Below are 21,260 nucleotides of genomic sequence, written 5' to 3' on the forward strand. Positions count from 1 at the left end.
TTTTATTTTTCTAACCACTGTTCAATACAGGAGTTCAGTTCATTGACATCCCTCATCACATTTTGCCACTCCGTCGACACCTCATGCGGACTTGGGGGCTCCTTCAAACAGAGTATCTCTAGTGCTCTGCAATGTTTTTCCGCATTTCGGGCCCCTATGATTTGCGCTGCACCCGAAATTCTATGAATACATTTTGCCAGTTCTGGCCAGTCCTCCAGCTCATACAAATCTTCAGCTAACAGTAGGTCGTCCCGGTTACTTTTAAGGGTGACTGACAAGAGTTCCGACAGCATGCCTTTATCGTTATGAGTCAAAGCCAACAAATCTTCTAAGTTGAGTAAGTCACCTAGCTGACTGGAAGACTTCTTCTCAGAATCCAGCTGCTCTGCAACATTATTCAGAATTGCCTGGAGTTGAGGCAACTGAAGCGGTTTGAACAGACAGTCATCCATTCCAGCCTCAAGACACTTGTTACGTTCCTCTGGCCACGCATTAGCGGTTAGCCCAAGGATAATGACATGCCTGCTCTGATGCTGGCGTATCAGTTTTGTTAACGCAATTCCGTCCATTCCGGGCATGCTGCAATCGGTAATAACCGCATCAAATTCCTGAGCCTGCCATTTCTCCCATCCCTCAATGCCCTCTTTAGCTTCAGTAACCTGATGGCCAAGATGCAATAGCTGATGTTTCATAAGCATTCTGTTTGCAGGGTGATCGTCAACAGCAAGAATGCGCAATGCTCTGTGAGGAGATTTTTTATCAAACTCTTCCTTGATTTCCGGCTCCCGGCGATCCATATGGCTATCAGCAGGAATTTCAAACGTGACCGTTGTTCCCTTCCCAGGCATACTTTCCATTCTGATATCGCCACCCATCATTCTGACAAGCTGCAGGCAGATCGCCAGACCAAGCCCAGAACCACTCTGGCTTCTGCCCGCACGAGCCTGAACCCATGGATCAAAAATATCTGCCTGCTCCTCTTTCGAAATTCCTTTTCCCGTATCGCTTACGCTAACGCTTAACAGGACATTCCCGTCATTTCCGCGGTAATGGATATTCAGATCAACCTCAACAGAGCCTTTCTCGGTAAATTTGATCGCATTGCTTACCAGGTTGGATAAAACCTGCCTGAAACGCAAAGGGTCGAGGAAAACTTCGTACGGCATAACGCCAGGGAGCATGTTCCTGAGCTGGAGATTTTTTTGTCTGGCAAGTCCTTCAAAAACGCGAACAATTGGAGGAAGTAAGTCGCTAGTTCTTACCCACTCGGGTGCAAGCTCCAGGCGACCGGACTCAATACGAGCCATATCAAGAATATCACCGATAAGGCCCATAAGGGTTTTCGCAGATTCCCATGCAACTCTGATCGTGTCCTCTTTGTCTGCTTCGGTCTGTGTCGTTTTGACCGCTAATTCAAGAAGACCAATAATAGCGCTGACCGGGGTCCTTATTTCATGGCTCATGGTTGCGAGGAAGGTGCTCTTCGCACGGTTAGCCTGTTCGGCTCTTTCACGCGCTTCCTTTAATGCGCCGTTCAACTCTTCTTGTTCGGTCATATCCATCCAGGTGCAAATAAACCCACCCGGCAAACCCATTCCGTCCTTGAAGGTTACAGCGTAATGCAACACGTTTCGGTTTCTCTCCCCGTCGAATATCTGTTCATATTCAATGTAGGGATGCGTTGTATCACCTGACTCACTGATGTTTTGAGTAACATTACGCCAGAGCGTATGCATTGGATGCAGCTCTTCGTTCAAGGCTTTTTGCGATAAAACCTGGTTAGTTCCCACAAAAAAACTCTCAAATGACTGATTGCATAAGCGCAGGTTGCCATCAAGGTCCGTTACGTAGACAGGGAGCGGCAAAGTATTAATAAGCGTTTCATTGAAACGCAGCTGGTCCTGTAAACCTGACTGCGCTTTTTTTCTGGCTACAATCTCTCTGCGCATATAAAAAACCCATATGAGCGAGGTTAAGACAATAATTCCCGCCACACCTGAGACGAGCCAGAATTGCTTTCTGTATAATTCCCATGTATTCAGTCTGACATCCGGGCGAATCTGCCATTTTTTTACAATGTCGCTAATGTCTGAAGGAGAAATATTCTCCAGGGCTTTATTCAGTATTCCCAGCAACTCCGGTTGATTACGCGATACCGCAAAACTGATTTCGCCATCTGGAGCATCCACACTATCCGCAATTTTTAATTTTCCCTGAAAATAACGGTTTATCATGTAGCTTGCTCCGTAGAGCGTATGAACTGCGATGTCCGCATTGCCTTCTACCACGTTTTGCATGGCGACACTGGCATTTGGTGTCTCTATCAACTGTGTTGCAGGATGTTCAGCCAGGAATCTCTTAGTCAGAGGATTCCCTTTTACAAGAGCGACACGAAGATCGGTTTTATCCTCAAGATTTTCACTCTGTCCTACCCGTTCAACCGTAACAAATGGAGATTTGAAATAAGGGCGAGTGAAAAAAAAAGCATCATTTCTCTCTTCACTATGGCTCAAGGCACCGATGAACAAAGCCTCGCCCTGATCGATTTGCTGCTGCATCGCCTTCAGTGATTTTACCGGCACGGGTATAAACTCTATACCTGTCCTTTGACTGATTAGCTTAAGGATGTCTGCGGTGACGCCATAAAAGTTCCCATTTACATCCGTCATTGTAAACGGAGCATAAAACGCGTTAACGGAGACGTTTACCTTACGGTGACGGTCGATCCACTTACGTTCGCGTTCATTAAAAATGACAGGATTACGCAGTCGCCAGATGTCTGTGCCTTCATTCCACTGCTGCATAATTACTTTTGACTGTGAAAGAGGAATTGCACTCAGCCCCTCATTCAGGGTTCTTAACAAAACCTCATCTTCTCGCCTCACGACAAAACGACTTCCTGTATCTCTTTCAGGGTAAACCTCCTGAAACTCTAAAAAATTAGTAAAATTTCGATCGAGAAGGTATGAGGCGGTAACCAGATTGCCGATGAAAAAGTCATTTTTTGAGAATGCAACCGATGCAAGAGCCTGTTCATCAGTGTCAAAATGCATAATCCTGACGCCCGGGAAATTCTCATTGATCCAGTCATCATCAACATACCATTTAGCAATTGCCAGCCTCATGCCTGGTTGGTAGGTAAAGCTCTTGCCCGATGGTATTTTCTGGTGAACTAAAACCGGATGATCGGGAATAAAGCGTTGGGTATATCCAAGCTCTCCACTAAAGGACGGAACCTTACCTGAAGCATCCACCATCAGGTCAACATCGCGGTTGCGAAGCGCGTTTAATGCACTATCGCGGTTTGGAAAGTCTTTAACTTCAACCTTTACGCCAAGATAGCTTGAGACCAGCATGAGATAGTCTGCAGTCATACCTTCAAACTTACCATCCTGAGTAAACATATCCAGAGGAGGAATCTCGGGGCGCCATACTGCGACCTTAAGTAACCTCTTTTTGCCCAACCATCTCCAGTCCTCATCACTTAAATTAAACACGCGGGGATCGTAAGTTTCTCTGCTCAGAATCTGTAATGTCTGAGCAGCATCAGGCACGGCTGCGTTAGCCCCAAATGATGCAAACAAGGCTATTGCTATGAAAATAAACTTTTTCAATATTCAGTCCAGATTATGTCGGCGGGCAAAATCGATAAGTTCAAGGGTTGAGTTAAGCTCAAGCTTAGAGAGAATACGTGTTTTATAGGTGCTGACTGTTTTATTGCTTATATGCATTTTTTCAGCAATTTCTATCACCTTATCCCCTCGAGCAATGTTCTGAAGTACCTGTAACTCTCTGTTAGACAGGGACTTGATGATGGCCACTTCTGTGGCAGGGAGTCTGGTTTGTCCGGATTCTTTCCGGTTTAGGGGAAAATAGCCATAACCCCGAAGCACGGCACGTACTGCATCGCCAAGCTCTTCGAGGTTGTTTTTTTTACCAACAAAACCATCGGCTCCCGTACTCATGCATCGACTAAGGTAATGTTCGTCATCACGCGCAGTGAGAACGAGTATCCCTCCGCTGTAATCGCTTGTCCTCAGCTTACCGATAAGTTCAATGCCGCCCAGCCCTGGCATGTCCAGATCGACGACAATCATATCGGGTTTTAGCTCTCTTATCAGACGCAGAGCTTCATACCCTTCTCCGGCTTCCGCAACGATGTTATGCCCATCTTTTTCAAGGAGCATACGTACAGCAAGACGCGCCACTGGATGATCGTCAATTATTAAAATGTTAGCCATAGCCATCCCGATGTCAGATCGTGAAATGTGGTGAAACAATAGTAAACATTGTAGTGGAGCCACAATAGGACAGGCCGCTTGATTTTAAAAAAAAGTAGTCCTTGGACTACAAACCCCAGGAATTACCCTACAAGGAATGCAGGATTTCCTTGTTTTCATTACAAGGATTATGAGTGACTTAAGTTAACCTTTTACCCATGTAGTCCGTTTCATACGAATACTGTTATGCGCTCTCATATGCCAAAGAATGTAAGTTTGGCAAACTGCCATAAGGAAAATTATTACGGAAGTGAAGTAAATGATTAAGCGAACCAGACAAATACTTTATTCAAACATTCTTTATACAGCCTTCATTATATTGTCACTGCGTGTGCAGAATTTATGGCAGCGCTGGCGTAAAGGAAATATGTTTATGGCCAATGAAATCAGACAAGGGATGATGGAAGGCCAATTTTCGGTGCATTACCAGCCCGTATTTGAAGCCGCCACGGGAGCTTGCTGCGGAGCGGAAGCCTTATTGCGATGGTATCGTGCAGACGGTAGCTGCATACCCCCGTCAGTTTTCATTCCTGAAGCAGAAAAAGAGGGTGTTATCGTAAGCCTGACGCAACATCTGTTCGGCATAATTGCTGATGATCTCAGTAAATGGCAGATAGAAACGCCCTTCCACCTGAGTGTCAATATTGCTGGAGCGCATCTGCAAGATAAGGCATTCACAAAAGATATACAGGCATTTCGTGACGCTCTTAAGGTACCAGTTCGTCTTGTTCTTGAAATCACCGAGCATACTCTTGTGCAGGACACTATCCTTGCATCGCTGAGACTCAACGCACTGCGTCGTAAAGGATGTTATGTTGCCATTGATGATTTCGGAACAGGATACAGTTCGCTGGGCCTGCTTCAAAGCCTGCCGGTGGATTACCTAAAAATCGATAAAATGTTTATAGATAGCCTTACTTCAGACAAGGCGCATACACCAGTGCTTGAGACCATTATCAATCTCAGCAAGCGGCTTGGCCTTAAAACCATCGCTGAAGGCGTCAGTGCCGATCATCAGGCAAAATGGCTCATTGATAAAAAGGTATCTTTCGTTCAGGGCTATTATTATTCCCGACCTAAAGCCGCGTTTGATTTCTATCAGTGGTATTGTGGTCAGCATATTAAGTGAAATAGCTGATGGAAATAAAACTATCGTTTCCGATGTTTAAGAGTCATTCAAATAACTAATAGTATTACTTGGAAAAACACAGCAGCCTCTATCATTACCGGGGCCGGAATTAAAATGCTTTAAGCATTCAATGAAGGTTTATGCAGTATCAGGTTATATATCATAGCATGAAAGGTACCCGGCTAAGAACTTTTTCGCCAGCTTATACAACCTTTAAATATACATGCAGAGATTCGGTATTTATGTTATCGCTTGATAAGCCGACATTCTTACTTATGATTCGATTATCAGCAAAAGTCCTATCTAATTAGTATATTTGCCAAAAAAATCTTGTTCTCTATATCGTAGATCCGAAAAATACCAAAGTCTAATCTCAGTAATTTACAAGCTGCGGGCTTTTGTTTCACCCGTAGCCTGTTTGACACTGATTTCTTACTTATCTGATTTTACTTCTGTCACACTAGCCTCTTTTTGGCTGACCTCCGGCAGGTCCCCAAAACTTAACGAATAATGCTTCAGGCCCCCGGACCTCTGCTCTGTTATATCCATCGTTTCAGAAAAAGCCAGCGTCCCCTGTAGCGGCATATCGAAGTTCGGATCGGATAAAGCTGCCAATGACCAGTCAAACGCTATCGTAGTCTGACATCCATCACCGCGATTTGAACTTATACCTGCAATTCTCATAGCGTATTTCTTATCTGAGGGTACTCCTCACTCTATATCCAGACAGATTAGCATCGCCAACAATCTTGGACATGATTATCGCTCTTGTCCCCGCTTAAGACTCATTGGCCCCCTTGATCTTTGCTATCGATCTACAATACTGTATATACATACAGCAATCATTAACGGTGATCATCATGCAGTTCTTCGCGCCTACCGAGCTACGCCAGATAATGGCGTTTCCCATGTTCAATGACCTTGTTCCTTGCGGTTTTCCCAGTCCTGCGCAGGACTATGTAGAGCGTCGTATAGATCTGAATGAACTTATGGTCCAGCACCCAAGTGCGACCTATTTCGTCAAATCTAGCGGTGACTCAATGGTTGAAGCAGGAATTGGCGAAGGCGATTTACTGGTTGTAGACAGCTCCCGCAAGGCTAAACACGGCAACATTATCATTGCTACCGTCAACGGTGAGTTCACTGTTAAACGCCTGCAGTTGCATCCTATTGTTATGCTCAAGCCTGAAAATCCCGCTTACAAGCCTATACTCATCGGGAGCGAAGACAATCTAGAGGTTTTCGGCGTAGTAACCTATATCGTGAAATCTGCGAGCTGACCATGTTTGCACTGTGTGATGTGAACTCTTTCTATGCTTCCTGTGAAACCGTTTTTCGCCCGGACCTGAAGGGCAGACCCGTGGTCGTTTTGTCAAATAATGACGGTTGCGTTATTTCTCGTTCTGCCGAAGCAAAACCTTTTGTAAAAATGGGCGAGCCCTATTTTAAACAAAAGGATATCTTCAGACGGCACGGTGTGGTGTGCTTCAGCAGCAACTATGAACTCTACGCCGATATGTCAAACCGGGTGATGACCACGCTGGAAGAGATGTCTCCTCGCTGTGAAATATACTCAATTGACGAATTATTTTGTGACCTAACCGGTGTCAGGAACTGTCGCGATCTTTCCGAATTTGGGCGTGAAATCAGAGCTACAGTACTACAGCGTACGCATCTGACAATAGGAGTCGGTATTGCACAGACAAAAACCCTGGCCAAACTGGCAAACCATGCGGCAAAACGATGGCAGCGGCAGACTGGAGGCGTCGTTGATCTATCGAATGTGGATCGCCAGAGAAAACTGATGTCAGTCCTGCCGGTCGACGAGGTCTGGGGGATCGGTCGACGAATTACCAAAAATCTTGAAGCTATGGGCATCAAAACGGTATTGCAACTGGCGGAAACCGATATTCGGTTCATCAGAAAGCATTTTAATGTTGTGCTGGAGAGAACGGTCCGCGAATTGCGGGGGGAACCGTGCCTTGAGCTGGAAGAATTTACACCGGTAAAGCAGGAGATCATCTGCTCTCGTTCGTTCGGTGGGCGCATCACCGGATACGAAGAGATGCGTCAGGCAATCTGTAGTTATGCGACCCGGGCCGCGGAGAAATTGCGTAATGAACACCAGCACTGCCGATTTATCTCAGCATTTGTTAAAACCTCCCCCTTCGCGCCTAACGAACCGTATTATGGTAATAGCGCTTCGGTAAAACTGCTCATACCGACCCGAGACAGCAGAGATATCATCGATGCAGCCATCCGCTGTCTGGATGTTATCTGGAAAAACGGGCATCGGTATCAGAAAGCGGGCGTCATGCTGGGTGATTTTTATAGCCAAGGTGTCGCCCAACTTAATCTGTTTGACGACAATACACCAAGGAAAAATAGCCAAAAGTTAATGGATGTATTAGATCATTTGAATGCTGAAAATGGCCGTGGAACGCTCTATTTCGCTGGACAAGGGATCCAGCAACAATGGCAGATGAAACGGGAAATGCTTTCACCTCGATACACAACACGATTTGCTGATCTCCCCACTGTTAAATGAATAGACTGAATCGCCCTTAACCCGCCCTACGGTTCTCCCCGATATGCGTTAACGGACTTAACAGCACAAGCCATATACAAGTAATAGCAAATCACTTATTTATGACTTATAAAAAAGAATTCACTACGACATAACTAAGCATTGACTTTTAAGTCAGATAAAAGCATATTTTACCGAACGAATTAATAAGACTTACTGGAGAATATTTTCAATGCCAGCCCGTGACTATCCAGACAAGCGTGTTGCACGCGGTCTGGCAAAGGAGGCCGATCTCAGGATGTTGAGCGCCCGCATCGATCCCAATCTGATGGAGTACATCAGAACCACCGCCTTTGAGACGCGTAAGAGCAAGCAGGAGATTGTGGCGGAAGCGTTGGCGCTGCACAGGCAGAAAAGTCAGACAGGAGCCTAAGCGCGCAAAGCCGGAAGCATCCTTCAGGCTTTGCGCGTGTCACCTTTAATCCCTCAGCGAATTCAGCGTTTCCAGTGCTTCAGGCGGCAAACGCAGCTCCCCCGCCGCGAGGTTTTGCCGCAGATGCGCCACGGAAGAGGTACCAGGGATCAGCAGAATATTCGGGGAACGTTGCAGTAGCCATGCCAGCGCAACCTGCATTGGCGTGGCGCCAAGTGAATCCGCGACGGTCTTCAGCCCGGAAGATTGCAGTGGCGTAAAGCCGCCCAGCGGGAAGAACGGCACATACGCGATCCCCTGCTGCGCCAGCAGATCCACCAGCGCGTCGTCACCCCGGTTTACAATGTTGTACATGTTCTGCACGCACACCACCGGGACCATCTTCTGGGCTTCCGCAACCTGAGTGGCCGTGACGTTGCTCAGGCCAATATGACGCACCAGACCCTGCTGCTGTAATTCGGCCAGGGTGGAGAGCGGTTCCGCAATCGACCCTTCCGCCGGCCCGTGTGCGCTAAACATGATCCGCAGATTCACCACGTCCAGCACGTCCAGCTGCAGATTACGCAGGTTGTCATGCACCGCCTGCGTCAGTTCCTGCGCGGAAAAGGCCGGCAGCCAGGCACCTTTGTCGTTGCGGCGGGCGCCAATCTTGGTGACGAGCGTCAGATCGTCCCGGTACGGGTGAAGCGCCTCGCGGATCAGCTGGTTAGTGACATGAGGACCATAAAAATCACTGGTATCAATGTGGTTCACCCCCGCCGCCACCGCTTCGCGCAGCACGTCCAGCGCGGCCTGCTTATCCTTCGGTGGGCCAAAGACGCCCGGCCCGGCGAGCTGCATCGCACCGTAGCCCAGTCGTTTTACCGTCCGCGTCCCGAGCGCGTACGTCCCGCTTTTATCAATGCTGCTCATGTTAACCTTCCTCATAAAAATGATCCGGATTTACAACAGGTTCCTTACCGGAGCCCTTAGTTAAGCGCGAGTTAAATTAAAGTTTAAATTCTATACGACGATAGTATTGGTGTACCTCTGCATCCTTTCTAACGGACGACCGCTATGCTGAAAAATTTGCACGTGATTACCGGTATTATCTTTGCCCTCACCATATTCTGTCTGTTGCAAGTTGTCACGGGAGGGTTGTTCTACTCTGCCGTCAGCAACGATCGCCATAACTTCCAGAATTCCGGCGTGCTCAATGCCCAGCAGGAAAGCCTGAGCGACAGCGTGAACACGCTGGTGAAAACGCGCGTCACCGTCACCCGCGTGGCGATCCGCTACCTGAAAAACCAGCGCGACCCGGCTTCCCTTGCGGCGATCAATAAACTGCTTGGCACCGCAGCCGACTCGCTGGCAAAAGCCGAAGCCTATAACAAAGAGTGGCAGAAGCTGCCGCAGGTTAACGGCCAGGAGGCGGCATTAACCGACGAGATGCAGAAGTCCTGGAACCAGATGCACGAAGTGATGCGCTTATCGATTGAGTATCTGCGTGCCGACAACTACCAGGCCTATGGCGATCTGGACGCGCAGCAGGCGCAGGACGAGATGGAAGCGGTCTATAACCGCTGGCGCGCCGAAAACAACACCCTGCTGAAGGCCGCAACCGAAGAGAACCAGAGCAGCTTCACGCAGATGCAGTGGACGCTGGCGGCTATTCTGCTGGCCGTTATCGCGGTTCTGGTGGTCATCTGGCAGGGTTTACAACATCTGCTGTTAAAACCTCTCCACTCCATTATGAACCATATTCGCGCCATTGCAGGGGGCGACCTGACGCAGGAGATCGCTATCTCCGGTCGCAATGAGATGGGCCAGCTGGCCGCCGGCCTGCATGAGATGCAGCAGTCGCTGGTGACCACCGTCAGCGCCGTACGGGGAAGTACGGATTCCATCTACACCGGCGCAGGCGAAATTGCTGCGGGGAGCAACGATCTTTCCGCCCGCACCGAGCAGCAGGCCGCCTCGCTCGAAGAGACCGCCGCCAGCATGGAAGAGCTGACCGCGACGGTTAAACAGAACTCCGATAACGCCCGTCAGGCCACGCTGCTGGCGAAAAACGCCTCTGAGACGGCCGCTCGCGGCGGTCACGTCGTGGATAACGTAGTTCGCACCATGAACGAAATCGCCGACAGTTCGCAGCAAATTGCGCATATTACCGGCGTGATCGACAGCATCGCGTTCCAGACCAACATTCTGGCGCTAAACGCCGCGGTGGAAGCGGCACGCGCCGGGGAACAGGGCCGTGGTTTTGCGGTTGTTGCAGGTGAAGTCCGTACGCTGGCGAGCCGCAGCGCGCAGGCGGCGAAAGAGATCAAAGGGCTTATCGAGAACTCCGTCAGCCGGGTGAATACCGGTTCTGAGCAGGTCAGCGAGGCTGGCACCACCATGAAGGAAATTGTCGCCGCCGTCACCCGCGTGACCGATATCATGGGTGAGATTTCATCTGCCTCTGACGAGCAGAGCCGCGGTATTGAGCAGGTGAGCCTGGCCGTTTCGCAGATGGACAGCGTGACGCAGCAAAACGCCGCGCTGGTGCAGGAGTCCGCCACGGCGGCTGCAGCACTGGAAGATCAGTCCGAGCAGCTGCGCCAGGCGGTAGCCGCGTTTCGCCTGAACGGCAAAGAAAAAGCGGTCGCCCCGCGCCCGGCCAGTCTGAAAACGCCACAGCTGCTGCGTCCGGCAACGACAACCGCCTCCACCGACAGCAACTGGGAAACGTTCTGAGTCACCGGCGGGCGAGGAGATCGCCCGCTAGCGGCTGCGCTTGGCGTGCCGCTCCCAGTTTTCCTGTTTTGCCTCATCCGATTTTCGCAGTGAAACATAACATGCCCCGCTGCCGCCGTGATGCGGCAGCGCCACGCAGAAGGCCTGCACTTCCTCAAACTCGGTTAACCAGCGCGCAAGATAGCTGCGCACCACATTGGGATGCGAGTTTTGCTCGCGCCCTTTCCCGTGAATGATAATCAGATTGCGTAACCCGTCGCGTCCGGCCTGGCGAATAAAAGAATAGAGCATCTGACGGCAGCGTTCGGCGGGCTGGCGCAGGAGGTTTAAGCTGGCCTGGCGGGCATATTTCCCCGAGCGCAGCTTATCGATAACGCCCTGCTGTACCCCTTCGCGCTGGAACGCCAGCGGTTCTTCCAGGGGAAGCACGTCAAGAAAATCCAGCGTCAGGAAGTTATCCAGCTGTTCGCTATCCACTTCCTCGCGCGTCCGCGTATTGCGGCTGGGCTGCCAGTGAATATCCGCGCAGCGCTTCAGGGGCTGGACATCTTCCATGGCGTCAAGAAAAAATGATTTGTCGTCAGGGTTCATGGACATCCTCCGGCTACATCTGAGGACTGTACTATACCTGCGCCAGAGACCGGCCTCAATCACCGTTACAGGGCGATGCGTGGCAATAATATTAACCTGATGAATATATATAGTAATTATTAAATAGATTTAAATCAGACTTAACTAAAATTTCAGCAAAGGTAAAATACGTGATTTATGTTAAAATTCCGTAAAATCAATTGCTCGCCCGCCTTTCATTTTTCGGGAAAGGTGTTATACCTAAATATACCTGCCTCATGGATATAATACTCAGGATTGGCGAAAGGACGCACTGCTGTGTGTACTATAGGGTCTGTTTGATGTCGGACAGATCCTGTTTTTTTTATATATCTGTCACGCGACGACTATTTTTCTGGCTTCCCTTCTGAACTGCGTAATTAATGACTCAGCCAGGGGCGTCTGACGTGAATCACGGCGCTGAATTAAATAATAGGTTGCTTTAGGAAGCGATTCGACAACCGGCAGCATGACCAGACGGTGTGCCAGCAGCGGGTCACAGCCTAGCTCCTGCGGCAATATGCTTAAAAAATCACTTTGCGCGACCAGGCTAATACAGGAAGAAAATGTTTCGCAAACCACACCAATTCGCGGTATTTGCGAACGATCGCTAAATACCTCCTCTAATTGCTTATAATAACTTCCCCGCGGCGTCGGCATTGTCCAGTTATAATGCAGAAGTTCATTAATTGACGTTGCCCCCATTGCCGGGTGACCTTCCCGACAAAATACCGCAAACGGTTTTTCGAAGAGCTTTTCAAACGTAAATTCCTGGTCGTAAGGCCCCTGATAATAGGTATTGATGGTGAAGTCCAGCTCGCCCTGGCGTAATTCATTGATCATCGACACCAGCTGCCCTTCCATAATCCGCACCTTGACCTGCGGATGCTGCGCATGAAAGCGGGTAATAACGGCGGGCATCAGCGTGCGTGAAACGCTGGCCCCCATCCCGATGTTGATCTGCCCGGCCAGCTCCCCCTGCCGCTGACGGATATCATCCTGCGCCGCGCGCAGCTCTTCCAGAATCAACCTGGCGCGCTGGTAAAAGCCCTCACCGCATTCGGTCAACGCGACGCCTTTACTCCTGCGCACGAAAAGCTGCGCCGCCATGCCCTCCTCCAGCTCTTTGATGGATTTGGTCAGCGCCGGCTGGGAAAGATTCAGCGTCCTGCTGGCACCGCGAATGCTGCCCTGACGCGCAACCTCAACAAACGCCCGGATTTGATGAAATTTAATCTGGAATGTCATAGCCCGACCGATAACCGTTGTTTATCAGAGTAAAGAAACTGTCATCTACTTTAATGGAAAGGGATGTGCGAGGGTAATTCCTGAACGGTTAAAACTGTGAAAAATCGGTTAGTGATAAGTAAAAACTATCACAGCGTGAAGCAGTTCACATATTTTAATGATGACAGGAACAGATATGGACACACTGGCGCAGTACATCCAGACATTATCCCCGCAGCTGAGCGCATGGCGTCGCGATTTTCACCATTTCGCGGAATCCGGCTGGGTAGAGTTTCGAACGGCCGCGAAAGTCGCGGAAATCCTCGATTCGCTGGGTTACGAACTGGCGATGGGCCGCGACGTCGTCGATGCCGAAAGCCGGATGGGGTTGCCCGATGCCGCTACCCTGGCGCAAGAGTTTGCCCGCGCGCGGGCGCAGGGCGCACCAGATAAATGGCTGGCGCCGTTTGAAGGCGGGTTTACCGGCATTGTGGCGACCCTCAAAACCGGCCGTCCTGGACCGACCCTGGCGTTTCGCGTCGACATGGATGCCCTTGATTTAAGCGAAGCGCTGGATGAAAGCCATCGCCCGTTCCGCGACGGGTTTGCCTCCTGCAACGCGGGCATGATGCACGCCTGCGCGCACGACGGCCACACCGCTATTGGTCTGGGGCTGGCGCAGGTGCTTAAGCAGAATGACGCGCAGCTCAACGGCACCATCAAGCTGATCTTCCAGCCTGCCGAAGAAGGTACCCGCGGCGCGCGCGCCATGGTTGCCGCCGGGGCGCTGGACGACGTGGACTATTTTACGGCCATCCATATTGGTACCGGCGTCCCTGCCGGAACGGTGATTTGCGGCAGCGATAACTTTATGGCCACCACCAAGTTCGACGTGAACTTTACCGGCGTTGCCGCACACGCGGGCGGTAAACCGGAGGACGGACGTAACGCCCTGCTCGCCGCCGCGCAGGCCGCCCTCGCCCTGCACAGCATCGCCCCGCACAGCGACGGCGCCTCCCGGGTGAACGTCGGGGTGATGCAGGCGGGCAGCGGACGCAACGTGGTGCCCGCGAATGCCCTGATAAAGGTTGAAACGCGCGGCGAAAGCGAAGCGATTAATCAGTATGTCTTTGAACGCGCGCAGGCGGTTATTACCGGCGCAGCGGCGCTCTACGGCGTGAGCGCCGAGATGCGCCTGATGGGCGCCGCAACCTCCAGCGCGCCGACACCGGCGTGGGTTGATTATCTGCGCGAACAGGCGAGCCGGGTTTCCGGGATTATTCACGCCATCGATAAGGTGAAGGCGCCAGCGGGTTCCGAAGACGCCACGCTGATGATGGCCCGCGTGCAGGAGAACGGCGGCATGGCGTCCTATATGGTGTTCGGCACGGATTTGAGCGCCGGACATCACAACGAAAAATTCGACTTCGATGAGCAGGTCATGGCGATTGCCATTGAAACGCTGGCGCGAACTGCGCTCAATTTCCCGTGGACGCGAGGTGTGTAATGCAGGAGAACTACGCTTTTATTGCCGATGCGATCGACACGCGATGTCGGACGTTAACCGATATTGCCGACGCGATCTGGGATCGTCCTGAAACCCGCTTTGAAGAGTTCTGGTCCGCCGAACGGCTCGCCAGCGAGCTGGAGGCCGAGGGCTTCACGCTGACGCGCGAGGCCGGCGGTATTCCAAATGCCTTTATCGCCAGCTTCGGCAGCGGGAAACCGGTCATCGCCCTGCTGGGCGAATACGACGCGCTGGCCGGGCTAAGCCAGCAGGCGCACTGCGCAACGGCGCAATCCGCCACGCCGGGAGCCAACGGCCACGGCTGCGGACATAACCTCTTAGGCACCGCGGCGCTTGCGGGCGCGGTGGCGGTGAAAAGCTGGCTGGAGCAGCACGCCGGCAGCGGAACGGTGCGTTTTTATGGCTGTCCCGGCGAGGAAGGTGGCTCCGGGAAAACCTTTATGGTGCGCGAAGGTCTGTTTGATGACGTCGATGCCGCCGTCACCTGGCACCCGGAAGCCTTCGCCGGGATGTTTAACGTCAGCACGCTGGCGAATATTCAGGCCGCCTGGCGTTTTCACGGCGTGGCGGCACACGCGGCCAACTCCCCCCATCTGGGACGCAGCGCGCTCGACGCCGTGACGCTGATGACCACCGGCACCAACTTCCTCAACGAACACATCATCGAGAAAGCGCGCGTCCATTACGCCATCACCGATACCGGCGGGATTTCACCCAACGTGGTGCAGGCGCAGGCGGAAGTGCTGTACCTGATCCGCGCCCCGGTGATGGCCGATGCGCAGCAGATCTACGAACGCATCGAGAAAATTGCCCAGGGCGCGGCGATGATGACCGAAACCACCGTCGAGTGCCGCTTTGATAAAGCCTGCTCCAGCTATCTGCCGAACCGCACGCTTGAAGCGGCGATGTATCGCGCGTTGCAGCACTACGGCACGCCAGAATGGACCGCCGAGGAACGCGCCTTCGCCCGCGAGATCCGCGCCACCCTGACGCCCAACGATCTGCAAAACAGCCTGAAAAATATTGCCGCGACGGGCGGTGATGCGGGTAAAGCCTTTGCCCATCGTCATCATGAGACGCTGCTGGTGGATGAAGTCGCGCCTTACGCCATCACCGACAACGTGCTGGCGGGTTCAACCGACGTGGGCGACGTAAGCTGGAAAATGCCGGTCGCCCAGTGCTTCAGCCCCTGCTTTACCGTCGGCACGCCGCTGCACACCTGGCAACTGGTGGCGCAGGGACGTACCTCCATTGCCCACAAAGGCATGCTGCTGGCCGGAAAAGTGATGGGCGCAACCGCGCTCAATCTGCTGCAGGACGCGGCGCTGCTGAAAAAATGCCGTGAAGAGTTCGAACAACAATTACAAGAAAAACCGTACGAGTGTCCGATCCCGCAGGGCGTGACACCGTCACCTTTAAAATAAAAAAACACAACACAACGACACAACACTCCCGAGGAACGCCCATGAGTATGTCTTCCATACCTTCGCATTCCCCATCCGGTAAGCTCTATGGCTGGGTTGAAAGGATCGGCAATAAAGTGCCGCACCCTTTCCTGCTGTTTATCTATCTGATTGTGATTTTAATGGTCGCCACCGCCGTGCTCTCCGCCTTTGACGTGAGCGTGCGCAGCCCGGCTGACGGCAGCCTGGTGGCGGTAAAAAACCTGCTCAGCGTTGACGGGCTGCACTGGTTTTTACCCAACGTCATCAAAAACTTCAGCGGCTTCGCCCCGCTCGGCGCCATTCTGGCACTGGTGCTGGGCGCCGGGCTGGCTGAACGCGTGGGCTTGTTGCCTGCATTAATGGTGAAGATGGCTTCCCACGTCAGCGCGCGTTACGCCAGCTATATGGTGCTGTTTATCGCCTTCTTCAGCCATATCTCCTCCGACGCCGCGCTGGTGATCATGCCGCCGATGGGGGCGCTGATTTTCCTCGCCGTCGGGCGTCATCCCGTGGCGGGCCTGCTGTCGGCGATTGCGGGCGTGGGCTGTGGATTTACCGCTAACCTGCTGATCGTCACCACCGACGTGCTGCTGTCCGGCATCAGCACGGAGGCGGCAAAGACCATTGATGCGGCAATGCACGTCAGCGTGATCGACAACTGGTACTTTATGGCCAGCTCGGTGATTGTCCTGACGATTGTCGGCGGGCTGATTACCGATAAAATCATCGAGCCGCGGCTGGGTAAATGGGAAGGCCGTAGCGATGAAAAGCTGGAGACCCTGAGCAAAGAGCAGCGCTTCGGCCTGCGCGTGGCGGGCGTGGTCTCGCTGGCCTTTATCGCGCTGGTGGCGCTGATGGTGGTGCCGGAAAACGGAATATTGCGCGATCCGGTTAAACATACCGTCCTGCCGTCGCCGTTTATTCAGGGCATCGTGCCGCTGATTATCCTCTTTTTCTTTGTCGTTTCGCTCGCCTACGGTATCGCTACCGGCAAAATCCGCCGCCAGGGCGATCTGCCGCAGCTGATGATCGAGCCGATGAAGGAGATGGCGGGCTTTATCGTGATGGTGTTCCCGCTGGCGCAGTTTGTGGCGATGTTTAACTGGAGCAACATGGGCAAGTTTATGGCCGTGGGCCTGACCGACGCGCTGGAGGCGGCCGGGCTAAGCGGCGTACCGGCGTTTGTCGGCCTGGCGCTGCTGTCATCCCTGCTGTGCATGTTTATCGCCAGCGGCTCCGCCATCTGGTCGATTCTGGCCCCGATCTTCGTACCGATGTTTATGATGCTGGGCTTCCACCCGGCTTTCGCGCAGATCCTGTTCCGTATCGCGGACTCCTCGGTGATTCCGCTGGCGCCGGTTTCGCCGTTTGTTCCGCTGTTTTTAGGCTTCCTGCAGCGCTATAAACCCGAGGCCAAACTGGGTACCTACTATTCGCTGGTTTTACCCTACCCGCTTATCTTTTTAGGGGTATGGCTGGTGATGCTGGTGGCATGGTATCTTGTCGGCCTGCCGATTGGGCCGGGGATTTACCCGAGGCTGAACTAAAGGAATGAGGATGCTGAGATTACTCGAAGATAAGATTGCGACGCCGCTCGGGCCGCTGTGGGTGATCGCGGACGAGCAGTTCTGCCTGCGCGCCGTCGAATGGGAAGAGCACAGCGACCGGATGGAAGAACTGCTCCATGTTCACTACCGCTCACAGGGGTATGAACGTATCCGCTCCACCAACCCGGGCGGGCTGAGCGACAAGCTTGCGGCCTACTTCGAAGGCGATCTCAGCATCATCGATACTCTGCCGACCGCCACGGCAGGCACGCCTTTTCAGCGCGAAGTGTGGCAGGCGCTGCGGTCCATTCCCTGCGGGCAGGTCATGCATTACGGCCAGCTCGCGGAACAGCTAGGCCGCGCAGGCGCCGCACGCGCGGTGGGTGCCGCTAACGGCTCTAACCCGGTCAGCATCGTGGTGCCCTGTCATCGCGTCATTGGCCGCAACGGTACCATGACAGGCTATGCCGGCGGCGTGCAGCGAAAAGAGTGGCTGCTGCGTCACGAAGGGTATCTGTTGCTCTAGATCCCAGGCTTTTTGTGCTTAATTTTCTTCCGGTTAGGCTAAAAATCCATAATCAAGCTGTGGAATTTCAAGAAGATGGCGACACGTTGCCGTCTCTTGTCCTTATTGAGGGTTTGTCAGGCTTACGTACTTACCAAAAAGATGTTAAAATTGACCAATATCAATTAAGGCTTGAGCAAACCTATGATCCCGGAAAAGCGAATTATACGACGCATTCAGTCTGGCGGTTGTGCTATCCATTGCCAGGATTGCAGCATTAGCCAGCTCTGTATCCCGTTTACCCTGAATGAGCATGAACTCGATCAGCTTGATAATATCATCGAGCGCAAAAAGCCTATTCAGAAAGGGCAGACGCTGTTTAAAGCGGGAGACGAACTGAAATCGCTCTATGCTATCCGTTCTGGCACCATCAAGAGCTACACCATCACCGAACAGGGTGATGAGCAGATCACCGGCTTCCATCTGGCGGGCGACCTGGTGGGCTTTGATGCCATCGGCACGGGCCATCACCCGAGCTTTGCTCAGGCACTCGAAACCTCAATGGTTTGCGAAATCCCGTTTGAAACTCTGGACGATCTGTCCGGTAAGATGCCTAACCTGCGTCAGCAGATGATGCGTCTGATGAGCGGTGAGATCAAAGGCGATCAGGACATGATTCTGCTGCTTTCTAAAAAGAACGCAGAAGAGCGCCTGGCCGCGTTTATCTACAACCTCTCCCGCCGCTTCGCCGAGCGTGGCTTCTCGCCGCGTGAATTCCGTCTGACGATGACGCGTGGCGATATCGGTAACTACCTGGGCCTGACCGTGGAAACCATCAGCCGTCTGCTGGGCCGTTTCCAGAAAAGCGGGATGCTGGCCGTTAAAGGTAAATACATCACTATCGAAAACGGTGAAGCGCTTGCCGTTCTTGCCGGACACGCCCGCAACGTGGCGTAACTCTCCGCATGTTGATGACCAGACTGATAAATTCTTGTGATTTATTGGTCTGGTATAATCACTTCCGTTTCAGAATATTTTCACCGTAGCACGTCCCCACACAGCACCCGAAAGGTTCTCGTTGAGGTTATGAATTGAGAGAAAGTTTGTTTTTCGTTTCAGTCGTGATTGCCTCTGTGACCTTTCTCTTCATCTGGATCATGCTCGTCGGCCCGATGAAGGGGGAGGAAAAAACCTACGTTCAGGACTCCACGACCTTTGCGATAGCGGTGATGGTGCTGCTGTTTATTGCGTTTATCGCGGTGACGACGACGGTACTTTTCCTCTGATAAATTTTCATGAAATATTGATCTGGCAAAACCTCCCCTCTGTTTCATTCAGGATATATAGGTTACTCTTTTAATTACAGACTGTGGTGACAGTAGTAAGGAGACCTGTATGGCCAAGTATCAAAACATGCTGGTAGCTATCGATCCGAATCAGGACGATCAGCCGGCATTACGACGTGCTGTGTATTTACATCAACGGATTGGTGGCAAAATCAAAGCGTTTTTGCCGATCTATGACTTCTCGTATGAGATGACCACCCTTCTGTCGCCTGACGAGCGCACCGCTATGCGTCAGGGCGTCATCAGCCAGCGTACCGCGTGGATCCGTGAACAGGCGAAGTATTATCTGGAAGCGGGCGTGCCCATTGATATTAAAGTGGTCTGGCATAACCGACCTTTCGAAGCCATCATCCAGGAGATTGTCGCCGGCGGGCACGACCTGCTGCTGAAGATGGCGCACCAGCACGACAAGCTGGAATCCGTGATCTTCACCCCGACCGACTGGCACCTGCTGCGTAAATGCCCTTGCCCGGTCTGGATGGTGAAAGACCAGCCGTGGCCTGAAGGCGGGAAAGCCGTTGTGGCGGTAAACCTCGCGAGCGAAGAGGATTATCACAATTCGCTAAACGAGAAGCTGGTGAAGGAGACCATCCAGCTTGCCGATCAGGTCAATCATACCGAAGTGCATCTGGTTGGCGCCTATCCGGTCACCCCGATTAACATTGCCATTGAGCTCCCTGAATTTGACCCGAGCGTGTACAACGACGCGATCCGCGGTCAGCATCTGCTGGCCATGAAAGCGCTGCGCCAGAAATTCAGCATTGATGAGAAAATGACTCACGTGGAAAAAGGCCTACCTGAGGAGGTCATCCCGGATCTGGCGGAACACCTGCAGGCGGGGATTGTGGTGCTGGGCACCATTGGCCGAACCGGTATTTCTGCCGCGTTCCTCGGCAATACCGCCGAACAGGTGATCGACCATCTGCGCTGCGACCTGCTGGTCATTAAGCCGGATGAGTATCAGACGCCGGTTGAGCTGGACGATCCGGAAGACGATTAACGAAAAAAAACGGCAGTATTTACTCTGCCGTTTAACTGTATACGACGCGCAAACAATATCACTGCTGGCAATGCGCTTTCATACCACACAAAAAAGCATACAGAATGATCTTCTGCTCTTTTATTGATAGGTGAAGTTCACCAACACAGTGCTGGTAACGTTGCCAGGCTGTACACCACCCACGGAGGTGTACATCCGTGCCGCAAGCGGAAACGTGGCACTTTTGCTAGTGGTATCAACATCCACCGTCATAGTGCTGTTGTTTGACAACACAACACTGCGATCGGCATCTTTCGCCATTTCAATAGCAATATTTTTGGCAGCACTGGTCTCAGGCTCCGTATTGGCAAAGAGCGTTGCGTCGTTGTCATCTGGCGTACCAGTGAAAGTCACCGTGCTACGTTTCGTTCCTTCTGGGCAGTTATTCAGCTGCAGCGAGAAGCTCTGCCACTCACCTGCATCATTAGCGAACTGAAACTTCGTTCTGCCTAATGTACCCAGGTCGACCTGCTGACCGCTAGCCAGGCTAGTGCTGACAGAACAAGCCGCTGCGATAACTTTGCCGGTGATATTCACATTAGCCGCCATAGCACTTTCTGCCGACAAAACGGCTATAATCAATAATAAGGCCTGACGAATAGAGTGTTTTTGCATAATGGCTCCCCTGCCTTTTATCCTTGCCTTATCAGTTGTAGGTGAAATTCATCAGCACTGTAGTGCTGATATTTCCAGGAGTAGTCCCACCACTTTTGCTAAAGGCGCGCGCCTGAAGCGGAAAGGTCGCTTTTTGGCTAGCATCTACATCTACAGTCATAGTGGCGCCTTTTCCGACATCTGTACCCGCCGTTTTGTTCTGCAGCTCTACGGCGACGTTAGTCGCGTAACCTTCCCCTTGCATATTCGCACGGTGATCGATCGCCAGTTCGCACCGTAGTCGATCATGATTTCGCATCGTGTTCGATCGCG

19 protein-coding genes and 1 pseudogene are annotated in these 21,260 nt (G+C 52.2%); 12 read left to right on the top strand and 8 right to left on the bottom strand.

The annotated features are described in order from the left end of the window. Positions 1-2: 2 nt before the first annotated feature. Together DEO48_RS03000 and DEO48_RS03005 are read right to left on the bottom strand one after the other, a co-directional pair. The gene (locus DEO48_RS03000) at positions 3-3,614 is read right to left on the bottom strand and encodes an ATP-binding protein (protein ID WP_109844334.1); all 3,612 of its coding nucleotides are present in this window, start codon (positions 3,612-3,614) and stop codon (positions 3-5) included. Between the two features lie 3 nt (positions 3,615-3,617). After that, complete coding sequence (locus DEO48_RS03005) at positions 3,618-4,241, bottom strand: response regulator transcription factor (RefSeq protein ID WP_109844346.1); 624 nt, start codon at positions 4,239-4,241, stop codon at positions 3,618-3,620. A 298-nt stretch (positions 4,242-4,539) separates the two neighbouring features. Between DEO48_RS03005 and DEO48_RS03010 the strand changes: the two genes are divergently transcribed. Next, a complete protein-coding gene (locus DEO48_RS03010; protein WP_109844335.1) occupies positions 4,540-5,409 on the top strand; it encodes an EAL domain-containing protein in 870 nt (289 codons plus the stop codon). 432 nt (positions 5,410-5,841) lie between these two features. Here the strand turns inward: DEO48_RS03010 and DEO48_RS03015 are convergent, their stop codons facing one another. Then, complete coding sequence (locus tag DEO48_RS03015; RefSeq protein WP_109844336.1) at positions 5,842-6,093, bottom strand: hypothetical protein; 252 nt, start codon at positions 6,091-6,093, stop codon at positions 5,842-5,844. Between the two features lie 176 nt (positions 6,094-6,269). Between DEO48_RS03015 and DEO48_RS03020 the strand changes: the two genes are divergently transcribed. From DEO48_RS03020 to DEO48_RS03030, 3 genes are all read left to right on the top strand, one after another. Continuing rightward, complete coding sequence (locus DEO48_RS03020; protein WP_109844337.1) at positions 6,270-6,689, top strand: translesion error-prone DNA polymerase V autoproteolytic subunit; 420 nt, start codon at positions 6,270-6,272, stop codon at positions 6,687-6,689. 2 nt (positions 6,690-6,691) lie between these two features. Then, positions 6,692-7,957, top strand: coding sequence for a Y-family DNA polymerase (locus tag DEO48_RS03025; RefSeq protein ID WP_109844338.1), 1,266 nt, complete (start codon positions 6,692-6,694; stop codon positions 7,955-7,957). Positions 7,958-8,168: 211 nt separating this feature from the next. Beyond that, complete coding sequence (locus tag DEO48_RS03030) at positions 8,169-8,369, top strand: hypothetical protein (RefSeq protein WP_109844339.1); 201 nt, start codon at positions 8,169-8,171, stop codon at positions 8,367-8,369. 45 nt (positions 8,370-8,414) lie between these two features. Here the strand turns inward: DEO48_RS03030 and DEO48_RS03035 are convergent, their stop codons facing one another. Beyond that, positions 8,415-9,281 (bottom strand): aldo/keto reductase family oxidoreductase, encoded by an 867-nt coding sequence (locus tag DEO48_RS03035; RefSeq protein WP_039262712.1) that lies wholly within the window; start codon positions 9,279-9,281, stop codon positions 8,415-8,417. Between the two features lie 144 nt (positions 9,282-9,425). On the opposite strand from DEO48_RS03035, the gene DEO48_RS03040 reads away from it, so the two are divergent. Then, the gene (locus DEO48_RS03040) at positions 9,426-11,087 is read left to right on the top strand and encodes a methyl-accepting chemotaxis protein (RefSeq protein WP_039262714.1); all 1,662 of its coding nucleotides are present in this window, start codon (positions 9,426-9,428) and stop codon (positions 11,085-11,087) included. A 27-nt stretch (positions 11,088-11,114) separates the two neighbouring features. Here DEO48_RS03040 and smrA read toward each other — a convergent pair whose 3' ends face one another. Then, a complete protein-coding gene (smrA, locus tag DEO48_RS03045; RefSeq protein ID WP_029740284.1) occupies positions 11,115-11,678 on the bottom strand; it encodes a DNA endonuclease SmrA in 564 nt (187 codons plus the stop codon). A 354-nt stretch (positions 11,679-12,032) separates the two neighbouring features. Next, complete coding sequence (locus DEO48_RS03050) at positions 12,033-12,944, bottom strand: LysR family transcriptional regulator (RefSeq protein ID WP_047652176.1); 912 nt, start codon at positions 12,942-12,944, stop codon at positions 12,033-12,035. Between the two features lie 175 nt (positions 12,945-13,119). Here DEO48_RS03050 and DEO48_RS03055 point away from each other — a divergent pair, with 175 nt between their 5' ends. The 7 genes from DEO48_RS03055 to uspE all read left to right on the top strand — a co-directional run bounded on the left by DEO48_RS03055 (position 13,120) and on the right by uspE (position 20,294). Beyond that, complete coding sequence (locus DEO48_RS03055) at positions 13,120-14,430, top strand: M20 family metallo-hydrolase (RefSeq protein WP_109844340.1); 1,311 nt, start codon at positions 13,120-13,122, stop codon at positions 14,428-14,430. Next, positions 14,430-15,875 (top strand): M20 family metallopeptidase, encoded by a 1,446-nt coding sequence (locus DEO48_RS03060; protein ID WP_109844341.1) that lies wholly within the window; start codon positions 14,430-14,432, stop codon positions 15,873-15,875. Before DEO48_RS03055 ends, DEO48_RS03060 begins: the two co-directional genes overlap by 1 nt. Positions 15,876-15,916: 41 nt before the next feature. Continuing rightward, the gene (gene abgT / locus DEO48_RS03065) at positions 15,917-17,443 is read left to right on the top strand and encodes a p-aminobenzoyl-glutamate transporter (protein WP_029740288.1); all 1,527 of its coding nucleotides are present in this window, start codon (positions 15,917-15,919) and stop codon (positions 17,441-17,443) included. A 10-nt stretch (positions 17,444-17,453) separates the two neighbouring features. Further along, positions 17,454-17,969: a methylated-DNA--[protein]-cysteine S-methyltransferase gene (ogt, locus tag DEO48_RS03070; RefSeq protein WP_109844342.1), complete on the top strand. Its 516-nt coding sequence runs from the start codon at positions 17,454-17,456 to the stop codon at positions 17,967-17,969. Between the two features lie 183 nt (positions 17,970-18,152). Beyond that, entirely contained in the window at positions 18,153-18,905 is a 753-nt protein-coding gene (fnr, locus tag DEO48_RS03075) for a fumarate/nitrate reduction transcriptional regulator Fnr (protein WP_006174991.1), read from the top strand. 176 nt (positions 18,906-19,081) lie between these two features. Further along, complete coding sequence (locus DEO48_RS03080; RefSeq protein WP_223826004.1) at positions 19,082-19,234, top strand: hypothetical protein; 153 nt, start codon at positions 19,082-19,084, stop codon at positions 19,232-19,234. Between the two features lie 109 nt (positions 19,235-19,343). Further along, positions 19,344-20,294 (top strand): universal stress protein UspE, encoded by a 951-nt coding sequence (gene uspE, locus DEO48_RS03085; protein WP_023335478.1) that lies wholly within the window; start codon positions 19,344-19,346, stop codon positions 20,292-20,294. A gap of 120 nt (positions 20,295-20,414) precedes the next feature. On the opposite strand, the gene DEO48_RS03090 is transcribed toward uspE, so the two are convergent. Then, on the bottom strand, positions 20,415-20,948 hold the full coding sequence (locus DEO48_RS03090; RefSeq protein ID WP_109844343.1) for a fimbrial protein: 534 nt from the start codon (positions 20,946-20,948) through the stop codon (positions 20,415-20,417). 31 nt (positions 20,949-20,979) lie between these two features. Beyond that, positions 20,980-21,260 (bottom strand): annotated as a pseudogene (locus tag DEO48_RS26915) (hypothetical protein); the annotation flags it as partial.

Origin of the sequence: Enterobacter sp. CGMCC 5087, assembly GCF_003144775.1 — a bacterium.
GTDB lineage: Bacteria > Pseudomonadota > Gammaproteobacteria > Enterobacterales > Enterobacteriaceae > Enterobacter > Enterobacter cloacae_M.